Source organism: Slackia sp. CM382 (assembly GCF_000293015.1).
Taxonomy (GTDB): Bacteria; Actinomycetota; Coriobacteriia; order Coriobacteriales; family Eggerthellaceae; genus Slackia; species Slackia exigua.
Genome location: NZ_ALNO01000005.1, coordinates 33,944 through 51,053 on the forward strand (window position 1 = coordinate 33,944; position 17,110 = coordinate 51,053).

Sequence of the window (17,110 nt, forward strand, 5' to 3'; positions counted from 1 at the left end):
CGGCGCTCCGATGGCGGCATGCGCGGTCCGGGGTCGTTCGTATATGGGCGGGGCCGTCGAGCTGCTGCATCCCGACAAGCACCCCGGTAAAGGGTCGTCCGCATATGGGGCGGAGCCGTCCCAAGGATGCATCCGACATGTCGCATCCGACATACCGCATCCGACGACGGCGGCATGCGCCCTATCGACTGCGCTTCGCGCCCGATGCGTCGAAGCCGGCATCGTGGCCGGCTTCGCAGACGAATGCGTCGGCATCGCGGCCGGTATCGCTGATGAACGCGCGATGCCGATCACGCCCACTTCAAAAATGCGCGATAGCCCTTGAGCGCCTCGTACAGGTCGGCCTTGTCGACCACTTCCCACGGCGCGTGCATGTTCAGCACGGGCACGCCGCAGTCGATGACTTCCATGCCGTACTGAGCCAGGATGTAGGCGATGGTCCCGCCGCCGCCCACATCGACCTTTCCCAGCTCGGCGGTTTGGAATGCCGCGCCGCCCTTCTCCATGACCGCACGGATGCGCGCCATGTACTCGGCGTTCGCGTCATTCGAGCCCGCCTTGCCGCGGCTGCCGGTGAATTTGTTGAAGACGACGCCGCGCCCAAGGAAGGCGGCGTTCTTCTCTTCGAAGGCCGAGGCGTACGTCGGGTCGAATCCGGCGGACACGTCGGAGGACAGCATGCTCGAGCGCGCAAGGCAGCGACGCAGCGCCAGATCGCCCGGTTCGCCTGCGAGCGCGAGGATCTCGGCCATCGTGTTCTCGAAGAACAGCGACGTCATGCCCGTGGCCCCTACGCTGCCGATCTCTTCCTTATCCACGAGCAGGCAGACGCCGGTGCGCTCCAGGTCTTCCGCCTCGAGCTGCGCGACGAGCGAAGGGAACGAACAGGAACGGTCATCGTGCCCGTAGCCGAGGATCATCGACCGGTCGAACCCGAGATCGCGCGCCGCGCCGGCAGGGACCACTTCAAGCTCGGAGGAGAGGAAGTCCTCCTCTTCCATGCTGTACTTCTGCGCGAGCAGATCGAGCAGGAACGCCTTCACCGGCTCTTTCTCGGCGAGCTTCGCGAGCGTCTCGTCTTCCTCGTCCTCGCCGGCTGCGTCGGCTTTCGATGCCGGCACATCTTCGATCTCGCCCTTCTTCGCCGGTCGTCCGCCGACGAGCACGTCGAGCGCCTCGCCGTCGATCACCTTCGCCGCGTTCTTCTGCAGCTGCTCCTGCGAGAGGTGGATGAGCAGGTCGGTTACGCAGAAGACGGGATCGCCCGCGTCCTCGCCCACGTCGACGCGCTCGACCGAGCCGTCCTTCTTCGCAATGACGCCATGGATGGCCAGCGGAATCGTGACCCACTGGTACTTCTTGATGCCGCCGTAGTAGTGCGTGTCGAGCAAGGCGAGCTCGCTCGCTTCGTACAGCGGGTTCTGCTTGACGTCGAGGCGCGGGCTGTCGATGTGCGCGCCCAGGATGTTGAGGCCTTCGGATAAGGGGCGCGCTCCGATGTGCGCGAGAAGGACGCTCTTGCCGTAATTGGCGGCGTACACCTTGTCGCCCGGCTTGAGGCTGCCGCGCTCAAGCGCCTCGTCGAGCGAGATGTATCCTGCGGCGCGCGCCATGTCGATCGCGGTCGCGGCGCATTCGCGCTCGGTCTTGTTCTCGCTGATGAACATACGGTACCGTTCGGCGAAATCGAATGCTTCGCCGCGCGCGGCCTCGTCGTATGCCAGCCATGCGTTCGTGCGTTTCATAGAACCTTCCTTCTTACGGCGTACGTGGCGAAATGCCGTTGATTGCTGACATTATGGCGCAACGGGGAACCCCTTGCGTATAATGGTCGGCCACATACCGTGAACCACCAGAAAAGGAGTTGCGACATGGCGTTCTACTTCGATGAGCCGGCTCGGACGTTCAACGAATACCTGCTCGTCCCTGGGTACTCTTCCTCGGAATGCATCCCTGAGAAGGTTTCCCTGAAGACTCCGCTCGTCAAGCACAAGAAGGGCGAAGAGCCCGCCATTTCGCTCAACATCCCCATGGTGTCCGCCATCATGCAGGCCGTTTCCGATGACAAGATGGCCATCGCGCTGGCGACCCAGGGCGGCCTCTCGTTCATCTACGGCTCTCAGACCGTCGAAGACGAGGCGGCCATGGTCGCGCGCGTCAAGTCGCACAAGGCCGGCTTCGTCGTCTCCGATGCCAACCTTTCTCCCGAAACGACGCTCGGCGAGGTGCTCGAGCTTCGCGAGGCGACCGGCCACTCCACGATGCCCGTCACCGAAGACGGCACCGCCGCCGGCAAGCTGCTCGGCATCGTCACCGAACGCGACTATCGCCTGAGCCGCATGGGCCTCGAAGAGAAGGTCGCCACGTTCATGACCCCGCGCGAGAAGCTCATCGTCGCGCCGGCCGACACGTCCCTGCGGGAAGCCAACGACATCATCTGGGATCACAAGCTCAACAGCCTGCCGCTCGTCAATGCCGACGATTCGCTGGCCTATCTGGTCTTCCGCAAGGACTACGATTCCCACAAGGAAAACCCGCTCGAAATGCTCGACGCCGAGAAGCGCTACATGGTCGGCGCGGGCATCAATACGCGCGACTACGCCGAACGCGTTCCCGCCCTGGTGGAAGCGGGTGCCGATGTCCTGTGCATCGACTCTTCCGAGGGTTATTCCGACTGGCAGCGCTTCACGCTCGAGTGGATCCGCGAGCATTACGGCAACACCGTCAAGGTGGGCGCCGGCAATGTCGTCGATCGCGAAGGCTTCCGCTTCCTCGCCAAGCATGGCGCCGATTTCATCAAGATCGGCATCGGCGGCGGGTCGATCTGCATCACGCGCGAGCAGAAGGGTATCGGCCGCGGCCAGGCCACAGCCGTCATCGATGTGGCGCGCGCCCGTGACGAATGGTTCGAAGAGACCGGCGAATACATCCCCATCGTCTCCGACGGCGGCATCGTGTACGACCACCACATCACGCTCGCTCTCGCCATGGGTTCCGACTACGTCATGCTGGGCCGCTACTTCGCCCGATTCGACGAGTCCCCGTCGAATCGCGTCACGGTGAACGGCTCCTATATGAAGGAGTATTGGGGCGAAGGATCCTCGCGCGCCCGCAACTGGCAGCGGTACGATCTGGGCGGCACGAAGAAGAAGATGGCCTTCGAGGAAGGCGTCGATTCCTACGTGCCCTATGCCGGCTCGCTCAAGGACAACGTCGACACCACGCTTTCGAAGGTGAAGTCCACGATGTGCAACTGCGGGGCGCTCTCCATTTCTGAACTGCAGGACAAGGCGAAGCTCACCGTCGTCTCCTCCACGTCCATCACCGAGGGCGGCGCGCATGACGTCATGCTCAAGGACAAGTCGCCCTATGTGGGCAACACGATCGGGTAAAGCCCGGTCGCTTCCCTGTTCCCGATAGAAAGAGAATATCTCATAGACGCTCATTCCAACATACGAAAGCCGATCCTGAAGGCGATCCTGGCCGTGGGGGTGGCGACGAGCATCGCGGTCGTCCCTGCGGCTCCTGCGTTCGCGACCAGCAGCGTCGCGGATGCTTGGACAAGCCTCGATCAGGCTGAATCACGTCTCGCCGATATCACGAAGGAATACGATGACCTGCAGGCCCAGGTCGACGATCTCCAAACCCAGATCGACGATGCGACCGCAGGCGTCCTCGACGCCCAGGACGCGGCCCAGAAGGGCCGCGAGAAGCTGGGCGAATCGGCCCAGTTCGCATATAAGACCGGCGGCATCTCGCTGCTCGATGTCGTGCTCGCTTCGCAAAGCCTCGATGAATTCATCGACAACGCCCAGTACGTCCTGGCCGTTCAGGACGCCCAGGCCGACATCATCTCCCGGCAGCGCTCTCTCGAGGCCGAATACCAGGCTGCGCTCGAGGATCTGGGCGCCAAGAAGGATCTGCAGATCAAGAAGCTGAACCAGGCGGCCGACAAGTCCGCCGAGGCCCAGCAGGTCGTGGATTCCGCGCAGGCCCAGCTCAAGGATGCCCAGGATGCCGAGGCCGAATCCGAGCGCCTCGCCAAGCTCCAGGAGGAGGCGAAGGCCCTCGCCGCCGCGCAGGCGGCCTCCGCGTCATCCAAGGATGCCGTCGTGACCTCGAATGATTCGACCGGCTCTTCGTCAAGCTCGTCCAGCTCGACCGCGTCGTCGACCTCGAGCAGCTCTTCGTCGAGCTCGCCTTCGACCTCGAGTTCGTCTTCGAACGCCGGCTCGTCGTCCTCGAATACGCCCTCGTCGTCGGACGGCTGGCATAGCGGCGAGGCGTCGGCGTACGGATCGACGAGCGACGGCACCTTGGGAGAGGCCACGGCGACCGGCGCTATCGTCACGCAGAGCTCCATGGGCGTGGCGGTTTCCATGTCCATGCCGAACTACCGTGATTACCTGGGACGTTCCGTCGAAATATCCTACGGCGGGCGCACGGTGGTCGCCACCGTCAACGACTGCGGCGGTTTCGGCGGCAGCCGCGTGCTCGACCTGCAGCCCGGCGTCTGGAGCGCGCTCGGAGCCAGCTCCTGCGAGGATTGGGGAGTGCGCACCGTCTCGTATCGTTTCCTCTAAGCGTTTTTGCAGGTATCGCATCTAGGCCGCATCCTCGTCGAGGGTGCGGCCTTATACTGGGCAGCATCCGTTTGCGGGTCCGCGCACGCGCGGCCCTTCGTACGTTCAGGAGACCGGTAGGCATGAAAGAGTACAATCCGCAGGATATCGAGCCTCGCTGGCAGGCTTCGTGGGAAGCATCCGGCGCCCATAAGGCGGCGGAGGGCGATGGACGCCCCAAGAAGTACGTGCTCGAGATGTTCCCGTATCCTTCGGGCGACATCCACATGGGTCACGTGCGCAATTACACGATCGGCGACGTCATCGCGCGCTACAGCCGCATGCAGGGCTTCGATGTGCTGCATCCGATGGGTTGGGATGCCTTCGGCCTGCCTGCCGAAAACGCCGCCATCAAGCGCCATAGCCATCCTGCGAAGTGGACCTATTCCAACATCGAGACCCAGAAGGCCAGCTTCAAGCGGATGGGTTTCTCGTACGACTGGAACCGCTCGGTCGTGGCCTGCGACCCTGAATACTACCGCTGGGGCCAGTGGATCTTCGAGCAGTTCTGGAAGCGCGGCTTGGTGGAACGTCGCAACTCTCCGGTGAACTGGTGTCCGAGCTGCGCCACCGTGCTCGCGAACGAGCAGGTCATCGACGGCCGTTGCTGGCGGTGCGATTCCGAAGTCGAGAAGCGCGACCTGACGCAGTGGTACTTCAAGATCACCGACTACGCCCAGGAACTGCTGGACGACCTCGATCAGCTGGAAGGCTGGCCCGAGCGCGTCAAGCAGCAGCAGTCCAATTGGATCGGCCGCTCCGAGGGCGCGCAGGTCGACTTCGTCCTGTGCGACGCCGACGGCACCGAACCCGCGAACCCGTCCGACGACGATATCATCACGGTCTTCACCACGCGCGCCGACACGCTTTTCGGCTGCAGCTTCTTCGTGCTCGCACCCGAATATGCGCGCCTGCCCGAACTCGTCGCCGGCAGCGCGTACGAGCAGGGCGTCCTCGATCTGATCGAAGCGTCCAAGAAGATCACCGCCGTCCAGCGCGCCCAGGGAACCCACGAAAAGCATGGGGCTTTCACCGGCCGCTATGTCGTGAATCCCATCAACGGCGAGAAGGTGCCTGTCTGGGTTGCCGACTACGTGGTGGCGGATTACGGCACGGGCGCCGTCATGGCCGTCCCGTGCGGCGACCAGCGCGACTTCGATTTCGCGCGTGCCTACGACCTGCCCATCATCCCCATCATCCTGGCCGAGGACGACCCTCTTTACGATCGTCTCAAGGACGAGCGCGGACGCGCGGTCACGAAGGTCGATTGGGAAGAGGCCTACGCCGCCGAGGGCGTGCTCGTCCAATCCGGCGCATACACCGGCATGGCGGGAGGCAAGCATTCCGAAGGCGAGGCCGCCGTGGTCTCCAAACTCGAGGAGATGGGCCGCGGCCGCCGTACGGTCGAATTCCGCCTGCGCGACTGGCTCATCAGCCGTCAGCGTTATTGGGGCAATCCGATTCCGGCCATCCACTGCCCGGAATGCGGCGTCGTGCCCGTTCCCGAAGAGGATCTGCCGGTCATGCTTCCCGAGGACATCGACCTTGCGGCAGGGGAGACGCTCGCGACGCACGAGGGTTTCGTGAACTGCGCCTGTCCCGTGTGCGGGCGCCCCGCCCGGCGCGAGACGGACACGATGGATACGTTCACGTGTTCGAGCTGGTACTACATGCGTTATACCGATCCTCATAACCAAAGCGCGCCCTTCGATCCCGCGACGGCGAACGCCTGGATGCCGGTCGATCAGTACATCGGCGGCATCGAGCACGCCATCCTGCATCTGCTCTACAGCCGCTTCTTCACGAAGGTCCTGCGCGACATGGGCATGCTCGATTTCGACGAGCCGTTCTCGAACCTGCTGTGCCAGGGCATGGTGCTCGACGAGCATGGCGACGTCATGTCGAAGTCCAAAGGCAACGTCATCGCGCCGGAAGACATGATCGCCTCATACGGCGCCGATGCGGTACGCGCCTACATCCTGTTCATGGCGCCGCCCGACAAGGAGCTGCTCTGGAACGAGGATGGCCTCGCCGGCCTGTCGAAGTTCCTGAACCGCGCTTGGCGCATCGTCTTCGACCTGAAGCGCGAGGGCGGGGACGATTCGCTGTTCCAGGCCGATTCCGGCAAGGGGGCGCCTCGACCCGATGCCGCCCGTGCGAAGCTTCTGCGCGAACGTCATCGCGTGGCCGCCAAGGTTGCGGACGACTTCGGCCGCAACGCCTTCAACACGGCCATCGCCGCCATCATGGAGCTCGTGAACGCCGCAAGCGACTATCTGCGCGTGACCGGCGCGGACGATCGCGTTTCCGACGAGGCCGCATCGTTCGATGCCGACATAGCCGAAACCATCGTCAAGCTGCTCGCGCCCATCGCGCCTCATTGGGCCGAGGAGCTGTGGACCACGGTTCTGGGCCATAAGGAAACGTCCGTCCATGCCCAGGCATGGCCCGCGTTCGACCTCGAGCTTGCCAAGGAAGACGAGATCGAGCTTGCCGTCCAGGTCAACGGCAAGGTGAAGGCGCGCATCACCGTTGCCGCCGATCTCGATCAGGATTCGATCGCCGCTGCAGGCTGCGATGCCGCTGCAGCTGCGCTTGCGGGGAAACGCGTCGTCAAGACGATCGTCATTCCCGGCCGCCTGGTCAATATCGTCGCCAAATAGCTCGTCCGTATGCATTCGGTTCCTGCGGGTGCGCATTGCCTGCGGGGACCGTTCTTTCGAAGGAGGCCTCTCGCGTGCTCCGCACGTTCGTCAAAGCGTTCATCAAGCTCGTGTTCACGCTTGCGCTCTTCGGTGCGCTCGTCGTCGCGGGCTTGAACGGCATCGTGCTCCTTCAGGCGCATGATCGGGTGAGCACGCTCGCGGAAGCCGAATCGGAAGGCCTCAAGGCGGACTGCATCGTGGTGCTCGGGGCGAGCGTGCTATCCGACGGGTCTCTGTCCCCGATTCTCGCTCATCGCGTGGACGCGGCGGTCGAACTCTACGAATCGGGCGCCGCTCCCGTCATCGTCATGTCCGGGGACGGCCGTGCGTCGAACTACGACGAGCCTCTGCATATGAAGGAATACGCCATGAGCAAGGGCGTTCCCGAGTCCGCCATCGTATGCGATGAGGGCGGGTACCACACGTTCGACAGCATGTGGCGCTGCGCGCATGTCTACGGGGCGTCGAGCGCGATCGCCGTGACCCAGGAATACCATCTTTCCCGCGCCGTCTTCGACGGGGTGGGCACGGGAATGGACACATACGGGGTCATAAGCGACTCGGGTTCGTATGACGACCAACTCTGGTACGATGTGCGGGAATGCGCGAGTCGCTGCTCCGACTTCATCAGCGTGGCGTCGGGCGACACGGCGGAGAACGCTGCATCCGCCATCGCCTGATTCCGATCGGCTCTGATTGCCGGTCGAAGCGGCGCCAGGCGCGCCAGGCGCATCGGGCGCCTCGTCCAGGCACTCGCGCGTGCATTCCAGGGGGAAAGGACATCGTTGTGGCACTCGCCGACGATCTGGCGATTTACGCCCTCGGCTATTACATGCACGAGAGCCATCCCGTGCGCCTCGACCATCTGTGCCTGAACACGGTGCAGCGGCGCAACCCCTGCGACATCTGCGGGACGGTCTGCCCCAAGGGGCTGCCTATCTACGAATCGAAGCCCGATTGGCATGGCTGCATCAATTGCAACCTCTGCGTCTCCGCCTGTCCGACCGAAGCGATCCACGAATCCTCGTCGAGCTTCGCGGCCCTTACCGCGGCGCTCGATTCGGCGACGGACGCCATCGTGTTCGGATGCCCGAAAGCCCAAGGCCATGTGGACGTGACGGTGCCGTGCCTGGCGGCTCTGCCGTGGGAGGTGTTGGCCACGGCGGCCCTCACGCGCACGGCGGTCGTCAAGACGCATCCCTGTAAGGAATGCGACGACCAGGTTTCCTTCGACGGGGTGAAGGATCTGCTGCGCACGCTTCGCCGCTTCTTCGGCAAGGAAGAGTTCGCGCGGCGCGTGCTTTCCGCAGAGCCCAAAGACTGTCGGGCAGCCCGCGGGGCTCTGCGCCGTCAGGCGTTCGGGTCCGCCGTCGGTGCCTTGGCCGCAGGTGCGGAGGCGGCCGTGAATCCTGGATCCGTGACCATGTCGCACTATCGCGCCATGCTCGTCGAGGCGCTCGAATCGTTGCCGGACGACGAACGGCCGCAGGTCACCTGGCCGACGCTCGAAGAGGACGGGAACTGCCAGGGATGCGAGATCTGCGTGCGCATCTGCCCTCATCATGCGATCGAGCTGCGCATTCCCGGGCAGGCGGAGTACCAGGAGCTGCGCGAGGCCGAGAAGCGTGCGAAGCGCGCGCCTCGCAGGCTTGCGGAAGGCGAGGCGCCGCCGATGAGCGTCGAGGAGGCTCGGGCCGCCTATGATGCGGCCGTCGGGCATGCGCGCGAAGAGGGGATCGGACAGGCGCTCATCCATGACGCGAGTCTCTGCACGCAGTGCGGGCTATGCTATATGACCTGCCCGAACGAAAACCTCGGCGGATGGGATGCGATCACGACCGCGAATGTCCCGGCGCTGGTCGAACATCCGGTCTCGCTGCGTCTGTGCGAGAAATGCGGTCGCGCCTTCAAGCCCGAAGGCGACGAAGTCGCATGCAAGGCCTGCTCCCGCGTCAACTTCTTCTAAGACGACCACCTCCACAAGGCCGTTTGATGCGCTTTCGAAACTACATCTCCTGCAGCATGGCGCCGAGTTCTTGACGGGAATGGATATCGAGCTTCGCGTAGATATGCCGGCTGTGGGTGCGCACGGTGTTTTCCGAGATGAAGAGTCTTTCAGCAATCGTCGCCATCGACAGGCCGCGCGCGATGGCCTCGCAGACCTCGGTTTCGCGCGTCGACAGCCCGTATTCCTGCTGGAGCACGAGGCATTGCTTCGAGATGCGGTCCGTGATCACGCGATCGCCCCAATCATCGTCGCGCCGCCATTTCTCGCTTGTTCCAGGCCTGCTATCCGCGACGCTCTCTTCCAGGGGTCCATCGCCCCTCGAAACCGCGCGAGGCATCCCGGATCCCGAAGCCTCGTCGGTCGTTTCCATCTTCCATTCCGTTCGCCGCGCCGCGCGCTTGAAGGAGTCGGTATTGATGAACTCCACCTGTCCGACCGGGCTCGGACGTCTGAGGCCCGTGGCGGCGAACAGCACCATGCCGAGCACGAACATGGCGAGAAGCGATAGGAATCCTACCTGTTTCATGCTGTGCACAGGCAGATCGCGTGCGAACCATCCGAGCAAGAATCCGACGCTTTGCACGCCGTAGGCGACGCTTCCGAAAAACCCGTAGATGAAGACCGGGTTGATGCCGCGGTCGCGGGAAATCTGCGCGCACTGCATCATCATCACCATGACGGCCAGCGTGAATGCGGTATGCGTAAGGCCGGCGAACAGCGTGAGCCCTGCATCGTTCTGCATGAAGGGGAAGACGAGCAGGCATGCGGCGATGAAGGGATAGGCCGTCACGTATGCCGAGTTGATGCTGAAGCGCAGCGATCTCAGGCGCCATGCCGCGACGAGCGCAAGCGCCGCGACGAGCGCTCCGATCATCGATGCGACGTTCACCGTGGATGCGAGGCTTCCCTCGAGCACGGCGATTCCCCGTGCAAGTCCTGCGGCGAACGCCAACGCGCCGATGGCGGCCGCGCTCGTCCATGAGTCCTTGAGCAGATGGGCATAGACCTGCGCGTGTTCGCGCGGCACATCTTCGAACATCGCCTGGTCGAATTCCATCTCCCGTACGCTGAGCGTCAACGCGAGCGAGCAGAGCGGCAGCATCACGATGGGAAGCAGAAACGCCGTGAGCGCGATGGGCACGGCATGCAAGGACAGATAGATGACCGACGCCGCCGCGGTGCCCAGCGCGAGACGCATGTTTCCCTCGTCCGCGGACATGGATGCGAAGCAGCGCTGCCAAAGCATGTACATACCCGCGCATCCGACGCCGAGGAAGACGGCTCCGGCGACGACGAGCTCGAGCGTGAGCGACGGCACGTACATGGCCGCGATGACGGACGAGGATCCTATGAAGACGAGCGCGGTCACCAGTCCGACGAGCATGCGCCGCGTCGCCTGGGGGATGAAGTACGCCCCTATGGCGCTTACGACGTAGGCCGCGAAGTATGCGAGAGACTGCGCAAGGTAGAAGAGGATCGTGACATCGTCGGTTTGGAAGCTCTGAGGCAGGAAGGGGAAGACGCCGCCCCATATCTGGGTCGCGTTGATGGCGACGAATATCGCGAATCCGATGCTTGAAACATGCGGGCGCATGGCGTTTGGCTGCACGGAAGACTCCTTTTTCGATATATCCATTTAACCAGACGTGCCTGCGTACGTCATGCGGCATTCCAGGGCCTTTCCCGGGATGTTCTGTTCCAGAATTAATCTGAACAGGCATTTCATAAAAATCACACCTCGTATGCGATGCGCCATGACGCCCTTCTTGGTACCTTTCTGTGCAGTGGAAGCGTTTCCGTCCATTGCACGCGCGGCATGCGCGTCGGGATTCGGAGACGCTTCAGGGGGACAATTGAGATATACGAGGGGGAAAGCATGGGCAAGAGTGCCGACACGCATGAGTTCACGCGCCGCAATTTCGTGAAAGGCTCCTTTGCGGGCGCGGTCGCGGCAGCGGGCGTCCTTGGATCCGCGTCGATGTACGGATGCTCGTCCGGATGCTCGTCGACGGCGGCGACCGATGCGTCCGAAGCTGCGGGAGAGGAAACCATCGCCTGGTCGCAATGCAACGTCAACTGCGGAGGCAACTGCATCTTCCAGTGGCATTCGATCGACGGCAAGGTCGCCTACATGGAGACCGATAACATCGGCGACGCCGAGTTCCAGTCGCGCGCCTGCCTGCGCGGCCGTTCCATGCGCCGCTGGCTCAACAGCCCCGAGCGCATCCTGTATCCGATGAAGCGCACGGGCAAGCGCGGCTCCGGCGAATTCGAGCAGATCTCCTGGGACGAGGCCATCCAGACCATCGCCGACAAGCTCAAGTACACGATCGACGCCTACGGCAACGACGCCATCCATGTGATCTATGCCACAGGCATGTATTCGGCGACAGGCAACCCGTCCGCCCGGCTGCTCAACAGCATCGGCGGCTTCCTCGCCCGCCACTACGATTACTCGACCAACCAGCTTTCCGCCGCCATGCCTTACATGTTCGGCACGCAGTTCTCTCCGTACGACAACGTGCACGCGTCTTCGTTCTCCGAAGCGGAGGCGAATTCCGATCTGGTCGTGCTCTGGGGCAATTCGCCCGCCGAAACGCGTATGGGCGGCGCGAACGCCTGCTGGGACTTCGCCCGCGTGCGCGAGGCCGTCGTCGGTCGCGGCGGCAAGATCGTCAATATCGACTACCGCCTCAACGAGACGAGCTCGGGCCATCCCGATGAGTGGCTGCCTATCTGCAACGGCACCGATGCCGCTCTGGCCAGCGCGCTTGCCCATGAGTTCATCAAGGACGGCGCGGTGGACGAGGACTTCCTGCACGCTTACTGCGTCGGCTACGACGAGGAGACCATGCCTGAATCCGCGCAGGGTCAGAACAGGTCCTACAAGGATTACATCATGGGCACCGGATACGACATGGTGGAGAAGACCCCTGAATGGGCCGCGCCCATCACGCAGATTCCCGCCGACACGATCCGCGCCCTCGCCGCCGATCTCGAAGCCGCCGAAGCGCCGTTCGTCGCCCAGGGCTGGGGCCCTCAGCGCCACTCTAACGGCGAGGACACCACACGCGCCATCTGCATGGTTCCGATCCTGCTCGGCAAGATCGGCCTTCCCGGCACAAACACCGGCCAGCGCGAGGCCGAGCCTCCTGTCTATCTGGTTAAAGGCTTTCCCGCCGCCGACGTGGACGCATCGGGCGCTCCCATCGAAGGCGGCGTCGCGCCCAATGCCGTGAAATGGACCATCCCGTGCTACGAATGGCTCAATGCGGTCGACCACGGCCATGAGATGTCCACCGTCAACGCCGGCGTCAAGGATCCGACCGGCGCCCTTCCCGACGGCATGCTCAAAAACGACGTCCATTTCATCTGGAACTACGCGGGCAACTGCATCACCAACCAGCATGGCGGCATCAATGCCGTGCACGAGACGCTCACCGACGAATCCAAGGATCTCTTCATCCTGACGTGGGACACGGTCATGACCGACTCCGCCAAATACGCCGATATCCTGCTTCCCGATGCGATGCGCTCCGAGCAGCTCAATATGCAGACGCAGGGGTATTCCGAGTACTATACCGGCGTCGTCGTGGGCGGGCCTGCGCAGCAGGCGCCCGGCGAATGCCGCAGCTCCTACGACGTCATGACCGACATCGCCGACAAGATGGGCACCAAGGACGTCTTCACCAAGGGCGGCATGACGCATGACGACTGGGTCAAAAGCCTGTATGAAGCCGGCCGCGAGGCGCATCCTGAGATGCCGACCTGGGACGAGATCCGCGAGCAGGGCGTCTACAAGGTGAAATGCGATCCTTCCATCGGCCTGAAGGCCTTCCGCGACGATCCGTCCGCCAATCCGCTCGGCACGCCGTCGGGCAAGATCGAGATCTATTCCGAACAGCTGGCGGACCTGAACGAGACCTGGGAGCTCAAGGAAGGCGAATCCATCAATCCGATCCCGGTCTTCTATCCCGGCTACGAGGGCTACGGCAGCGTGACCGACGAATACCCGCTGTACTGCACCGGCTTCCACCATAAGAGCCGCACCCATTCATCGTTCGGCTTCATCCGCGAGCTCGAGCAGGTCGCACGCCAGCAGCTGTGGATCAATCCGGCCGACGCCAAGGCCCGCGGCATCGCCCATGGAGACATGGTCCAGGTCAAATCGCCCTCGGGCGTCATCAGGATAGAAGCGAAGGTGACCAGCCGCATCATTCCCGGCACCATCGCCGTGCCGCAGGGTTCCTGGCATAAGGCGAATATGGAAGGGGACAAGGTCGACGAGGGCGGATGCGTGAACACGCTGACCGCGTACCGTCCGACGCCGCTTGCCCACGGCAACGGCCAGTCCGACTCCATCATCGCCGAAGTGACCAAGGTCAAGGCGTAGGCATCCGGAAACGAAAGGGGGATCAGCAATGACTCAGTACGGCTTCTACTTCGACAACGCCCGCTGCACCGGCTGCCGCACCTGCGAGATGGCATGCAAGGACTTCAAGGATCTGTCCGAGACTATGGCGTTCCGCCGCATCTTCGACTACGAGGGCGGCGATTGGAAGGACAACGGCGACGGCACTTTGAGCACGACGTCGTATGCCTATCACGTATCGGCGGCGTGCAACCACTGCGCCAATCCTGCGTGCATGGAAGCCTGCCCGGCCGGGGCCATCGAGAAGGACTCCGATACCCGTCTGGTCTTCGTGAACCAGGACGCATGCAAGGGCTTCGGAGCCTGCGTGGACGCCTGTCCCTACGGCGTCCCCATCCTGTCCAAGGAAGACAACAAGGCCTACAAGTGCGACGGCTGCATCGATCGCGTGAAGGAGGGGAAGAATCCGATCTGCGTGGACGCCTGCCCTTTGCGCGCGCTCGAGTTCGGCCCGATCGACGATCTGCGCGCCGCGCATCCCGATGCGCTCGACGGCATCGCGCCCTTGCCCGATCCATCTCAGACCACGCCGAGCCTTGCGATCAACGCGAGCGCCGCGGCCAAGCCGGTCGGCGACGCAACCGGCTCCGTGACGAACGAGCCGGAGGTCACCTACGTGGAGGCGCGCGAGATCACGATGGCGATGAAGTAGCGCCATCCTGCCAGGATGCGAAACGGCCGAGACGTTTTCTCCTCGGGTGCATTTCGGTCGGTGCAGGGGCCGTCGTCATGGCGGCCCCTGCACGCGCATGGGGCGAACTGGCGGTGACGTGGGCGCTCCTTCTCGCGTAGCTGGGCGGTCCGCACGTGCATAGGGCGGATCGATCGCTCGATCGCGTGCGAGGCATGCACATTCCTTCCCGATGTTGAGGCGTCCCGTGCGGGACGGGTACAATGGAAGGCGCCGTCGCGTCGCGGTTCCCGCAGACGATCGCACCGCGCGAGGCGGCGTTCGCGCATCGCGCGACAGAACGGGGGAGATGTGGGGCTTGGCTTCTATTTCGATAACGCGCGCTGCACCGGGTGCCGCACCTGCGTGATGGCCTGCATGGATTTCCATGCGCTTGAGGCCGGGCATCTGTATCGGCGCGTCATCGACTGCGAAGGCGGCGAAACCGCATGCGGCGCCGACGGCACGTGCACGACCGATGCGTTCGCCTACCACGTGTCGCTCGCCTGCAACCATTGCGACCAGCCGGCCTGCATGGAGGTGTGTCCGACGGGCGCCATGCATAAGGATGGGCTCGGCTTGGTCCAGGTCGACCATATGCGTTGCATCGGTTGCGGCTACTGCACGATCGCCTGCCCATACCATGCCCCTTCGATAGATCCCGCCTTGCATCAGAGTTCCAAGTGCGACGGATGCACGTCGCGCGTGGAGGCGGGGAAGAATCCGATCTGCGTGGATGCCTGTCCTTTGCGCGCGCTTGGATGGGGCGAACGCACGGATCTCGCCGCCGCGCATGCGGGCGAAGACCTGACCTATGCCGTCCTGCCTCTGCCGCCCTCCTCCTATACGTATCCCAATCTGACGATTCATGCATCGGCGGCGGCGCGCCGCGCCCAAGAAGGCGATCTTGCCATCGCGAATGTCGATGAACTGGGATTCTAAGACCTGCGCCCGCAATGCGGCGGTCTGCTGATAGAAGAAAGGAATCGGAATGCCGAAGAATTCCCATGGATGCATCGAAGACTATCGGTTCGAAGATCGGGACGCATCCGATGATTTGCTTTCCGATCGGGGATTTCTCGAAGCATTCGGTTCGGCGTGCACGCTTCTGGGGGTCTGCCTGTCGCAGCGCCCGATCGAGAAGGAGGCATCGCGTGCGCGGTCGGCCATCCGATCCGTGGACGTGGCGCGGGATTGGCCCTTGGGCGGTTCCGATGCCCTCGCGCTCGCCGCCGACCTCATCGCGTGCGGCGCCGAAGAAGACGAGCGGACGCTCGACCTGGAATTCCAAAGGCTCTTCCGCGGGACGGGCATGCGCGCCGCCGCGCCGTTCGGATCGGTTTACACCGATCGCGACCAGGTTATGTACGGCTGGACCTGGATGGAGCTTCGCGCATGGATGCGCATGCACGGCATCGAATGCGCCTCTCGTGAAAACGAGCCGGAAGACCAGATCGGGCGCATGCTGCTGCTGTGCGCCGCGCTTGCGTCCCGCGATTCCGCCCTCATCCCCGAATTTCTGGGGCGTCATCTCATGCCTTGGGCGCCGCGCTTCTTCGAGCTCTTTCTCGGTGACATGCGCACCTCGACGTTCAAGGGTTTGGGCGTGCTTGCCCAGGCCACGCTCGACGATGCATGCGCGCTTCTCGGCATCGTGCCGGCCCGCTTCCGGCTGTATCGATAGGACATCCAGGTGAACGGTGGTTTCAACGGACAGACGCTCGCCGTGTTCACGGCTCTCGCGCCCGCAGGCGCCGTCGCGTTCCTGTGCCTCGCGACGTTTCTGCTCGTGCGACGTCCTGCGCTCGACGGAGGGCAGTTCGATCGGCTGGGGAAGTGGCTTTTCGTGCCCATCGCCGTCGTGTGGGCGGGGTTCATAGCTTCCGCGACGCATCTCGGCATGCCGTCGAACGCCTTGTATGTCGTCTTCGGCATCGGGCGCTCGCCGCTTTCGAACGAGGTCGCGGCCGTTATCGCATTCCTTTTCTTCTCAGGCGTCTTCTGGCTGTACATGTACCGTATCGGGCATGCCCATGCGCTTTCGCTCGTCCTGCTTGCCGCCGCGATGGCATCTGCGGTGCTCATGCTTGCGTGCATGGCGCTTGCGTACGGCGTGGATACGGTCGTGTCGTGGCATACCTGGCATACGCCGGCGAACCTGCTGGCGACGGCCGCGTTCTCGGGACCCGCCCTTGCATCTGCGGTCCTGCTCGTCGCCGAGGTCGATTCGAGGATGTGGCCGCGTGTGCTGATCGCGATCTCGGCCGTCGCACTCGTCGCGGGGACGGCGTTGCTGCTTTCGTACCTGACGTTTCTTTCCGAAGCCCGCAACAACGTGATCGGCGCGCTTTCCCTTGTAGGCGACCTTCCCCTGATCATCGCCGTGCACGCCGTCGTCGGAGGGGTGGGGCTCTGCCTTCAGACGGCAGGGCTGAGCCTCAAGGTCTCGCGAGCGCGCGCCATCGTATTCTCTCTTGTCGGATGGCTGCTCGTCATCGCCGCATCGCTCATCGTCCGATTCCCCTTCTACGATGCGTACCTTTCGGTCGGATTCTGACGTGCGTGCGCGATGGGCGTCTTGCACTGCCGCGGACATATGGTATACTTGCCGCACTTTAGCACGCTAGAGCATTGAAGAAGGCAAGCTCACGCGTGGTGCAGGGACCACTATCG

Annotated in this window: 12 protein-coding genes; 10 read left to right on the forward strand and 2 right to left on the reverse strand. The window is 63.5% G+C overall.

The annotated features are described in order from the left end of the window. Positions 1–290 precede the first annotated feature (290 nt). Positions 291–1,745, reverse strand: coding sequence for an aminopeptidase (locus tag HMPREF1155_RS02100; protein WP_009076997.1), 1,455 nt, complete (start codon positions 1,743–1,745; stop codon positions 291–293). Positions 1,746–1,871: 126 nt separating this feature from the next. Here HMPREF1155_RS02100 and HMPREF1155_RS02105 point away from each other — a divergent pair, with 126 nt between their 5' ends. The 5 genes from HMPREF1155_RS02105 to HMPREF1155_RS02125 all read left to right on the forward strand — a co-directional run bounded on the left by HMPREF1155_RS02105 (position 1,872) and on the right by HMPREF1155_RS02125 (position 9,293). Beyond that, entirely contained in the window at positions 1,872–3,392 is a 1,521-nt protein-coding gene (locus tag HMPREF1155_RS02105; protein WP_009076815.1) for an IMP dehydrogenase, read from the forward strand. Between the two features lie 93 nt (positions 3,393–3,485). After that, positions 3,486–4,583, forward strand: a complete 1,098-nt coding sequence (locus tag HMPREF1155_RS02110; protein WP_009077010.1) for a peptidoglycan DL-endopeptidase CwlO — start codon at positions 3,486–3,488, stop codon at positions 4,581–4,583. A 122-nt stretch (positions 4,584–4,705) separates the two neighbouring features. Beyond that, positions 4,706–7,285 (forward strand): leucine--tRNA ligase, encoded by a 2,580-nt coding sequence (gene leuS, locus HMPREF1155_RS02115; RefSeq protein ID WP_009076913.1) that lies wholly within the window; start codon positions 4,706–4,708, stop codon positions 7,283–7,285. A gap of 74 nt (positions 7,286–7,359) precedes the next feature. Further along, positions 7,360–8,007 carry a vancomycin high temperature exclusion protein gene (locus tag HMPREF1155_RS02120; protein WP_009076897.1) on the forward strand — a complete coding sequence of 216 codons (648 nt, stop codon included), beginning with the start codon at positions 7,360–7,362 and terminating at the stop codon, positions 8,005–8,007. Between the two features lie 107 nt (positions 8,008–8,114). Beyond that, positions 8,115–9,293, forward strand: coding sequence for a 4Fe-4S binding protein (locus tag HMPREF1155_RS02125; RefSeq protein ID WP_009077003.1), 1,179 nt, complete (start codon positions 8,115–8,117; stop codon positions 9,291–9,293). Between the two features lie 40 nt (positions 9,294–9,333). Here the strand turns inward: HMPREF1155_RS02125 and HMPREF1155_RS02130 are convergent, their stop codons facing one another. Continuing rightward, positions 9,334–10,971 carry a helix-turn-helix transcriptional regulator gene (locus HMPREF1155_RS02130; protein ID WP_009076842.1) on the reverse strand — a complete coding sequence of 546 codons (1,638 nt, stop codon included), beginning with the start codon at positions 10,969–10,971 and terminating at the stop codon, positions 9,334–9,336. A 240-nt stretch (positions 10,972–11,211) separates the two neighbouring features. Between HMPREF1155_RS02130 and HMPREF1155_RS02135 the strand changes: the two genes are divergently transcribed. The 5 genes from HMPREF1155_RS02135 to HMPREF1155_RS02155 all read left to right on the forward strand — a co-directional run bounded on the left by HMPREF1155_RS02135 (position 11,212) and on the right by HMPREF1155_RS02155 (position 16,994). Beyond that, on the forward strand, positions 11,212–13,728 hold the full coding sequence (locus HMPREF1155_RS02135; RefSeq protein ID WP_009076990.1) for a DMSO/selenate family reductase complex A subunit: 2,517 nt from the start codon (positions 11,212–11,214) through the stop codon (positions 13,726–13,728). Positions 13,729–13,756: 28 nt separating this feature from the next. Then, positions 13,757–14,419, forward strand: a complete 663-nt coding sequence (locus HMPREF1155_RS02140; RefSeq protein ID WP_006362079.1) for a 4Fe-4S dicluster domain-containing protein — start codon at positions 13,757–13,759, stop codon at positions 14,417–14,419. 330 nt (positions 14,420–14,749) lie between these two features. Then, positions 14,750–15,379 carry a 4Fe-4S dicluster domain-containing protein gene (locus HMPREF1155_RS02145; RefSeq protein ID WP_009076880.1) on the forward strand — a complete coding sequence of 210 codons (630 nt, stop codon included), beginning with the start codon at positions 14,750–14,752 and terminating at the stop codon, positions 15,377–15,379. 49 nt (positions 15,380–15,428) lie between these two features. Further along, positions 15,429–16,121: a molecular chaperone TorD family protein gene (locus HMPREF1155_RS02150; protein ID WP_009076776.1), complete on the forward strand. Its 693-nt coding sequence runs from the start codon at positions 15,429–15,431 to the stop codon at positions 16,119–16,121. A 9-nt stretch (positions 16,122–16,130) separates the two neighbouring features. Then, complete coding sequence (locus HMPREF1155_RS02155; protein ID WP_009076903.1) at positions 16,131–16,994, forward strand: DmsC/YnfH family molybdoenzyme membrane anchor subunit; 864 nt, start codon at positions 16,131–16,133, stop codon at positions 16,992–16,994. Positions 16,995–17,110 lie beyond the last annotated feature (116 nt).

What these genes read in the sequence shown, in the direction of transcription:
- HMPREF1155_RS02140 (WP_006362079.1), top strand. Translation starts at nt 13,757, where the DNA reads ATGACTCAGTACGGCTTCTACTTCGACAACGCCCGCTGCACCGGCTGC.
- HMPREF1155_RS02135 (WP_009076990.1), top strand. Translation starts at nt 11,212, where the DNA reads ATGGGCAAGAGTGCCGACACGCATGAGTTCACGCGCCGCAATTTCGTG.
- HMPREF1155_RS02130 (WP_009076842.1), bottom strand. Translation starts at nt 10,971, where the DNA reads ATGGATATATCGAAAAAGGAGTCTTCCGTGCAGCCAAACGCCATGCGC.
- HMPREF1155_RS02150 (WP_009076776.1), top strand. Translation starts at nt 15,429, where the DNA reads ATGCCGAAGAATTCCCATGGATGCATCGAAGACTATCGGTTCGAAGAT.
- HMPREF1155_RS02105 (WP_009076815.1), top strand. Translation starts at nt 1,872, where the DNA reads ATGGCGTTCTACTTCGATGAGCCGGCTCGGACGTTCAACGAATACCTG.
- HMPREF1155_RS02100 (WP_009076997.1), bottom strand. Translation starts at nt 1,745, where the DNA reads ATGAAACGCACGAACGCATGGCTGGCATACGACGAGGCCGCGCGCGGC.
- leuS (WP_009076913.1), top strand. Translation starts at nt 4,706, where the DNA reads ATGAAAGAGTACAATCCGCAGGATATCGAGCCTCGCTGGCAGGCTTCG.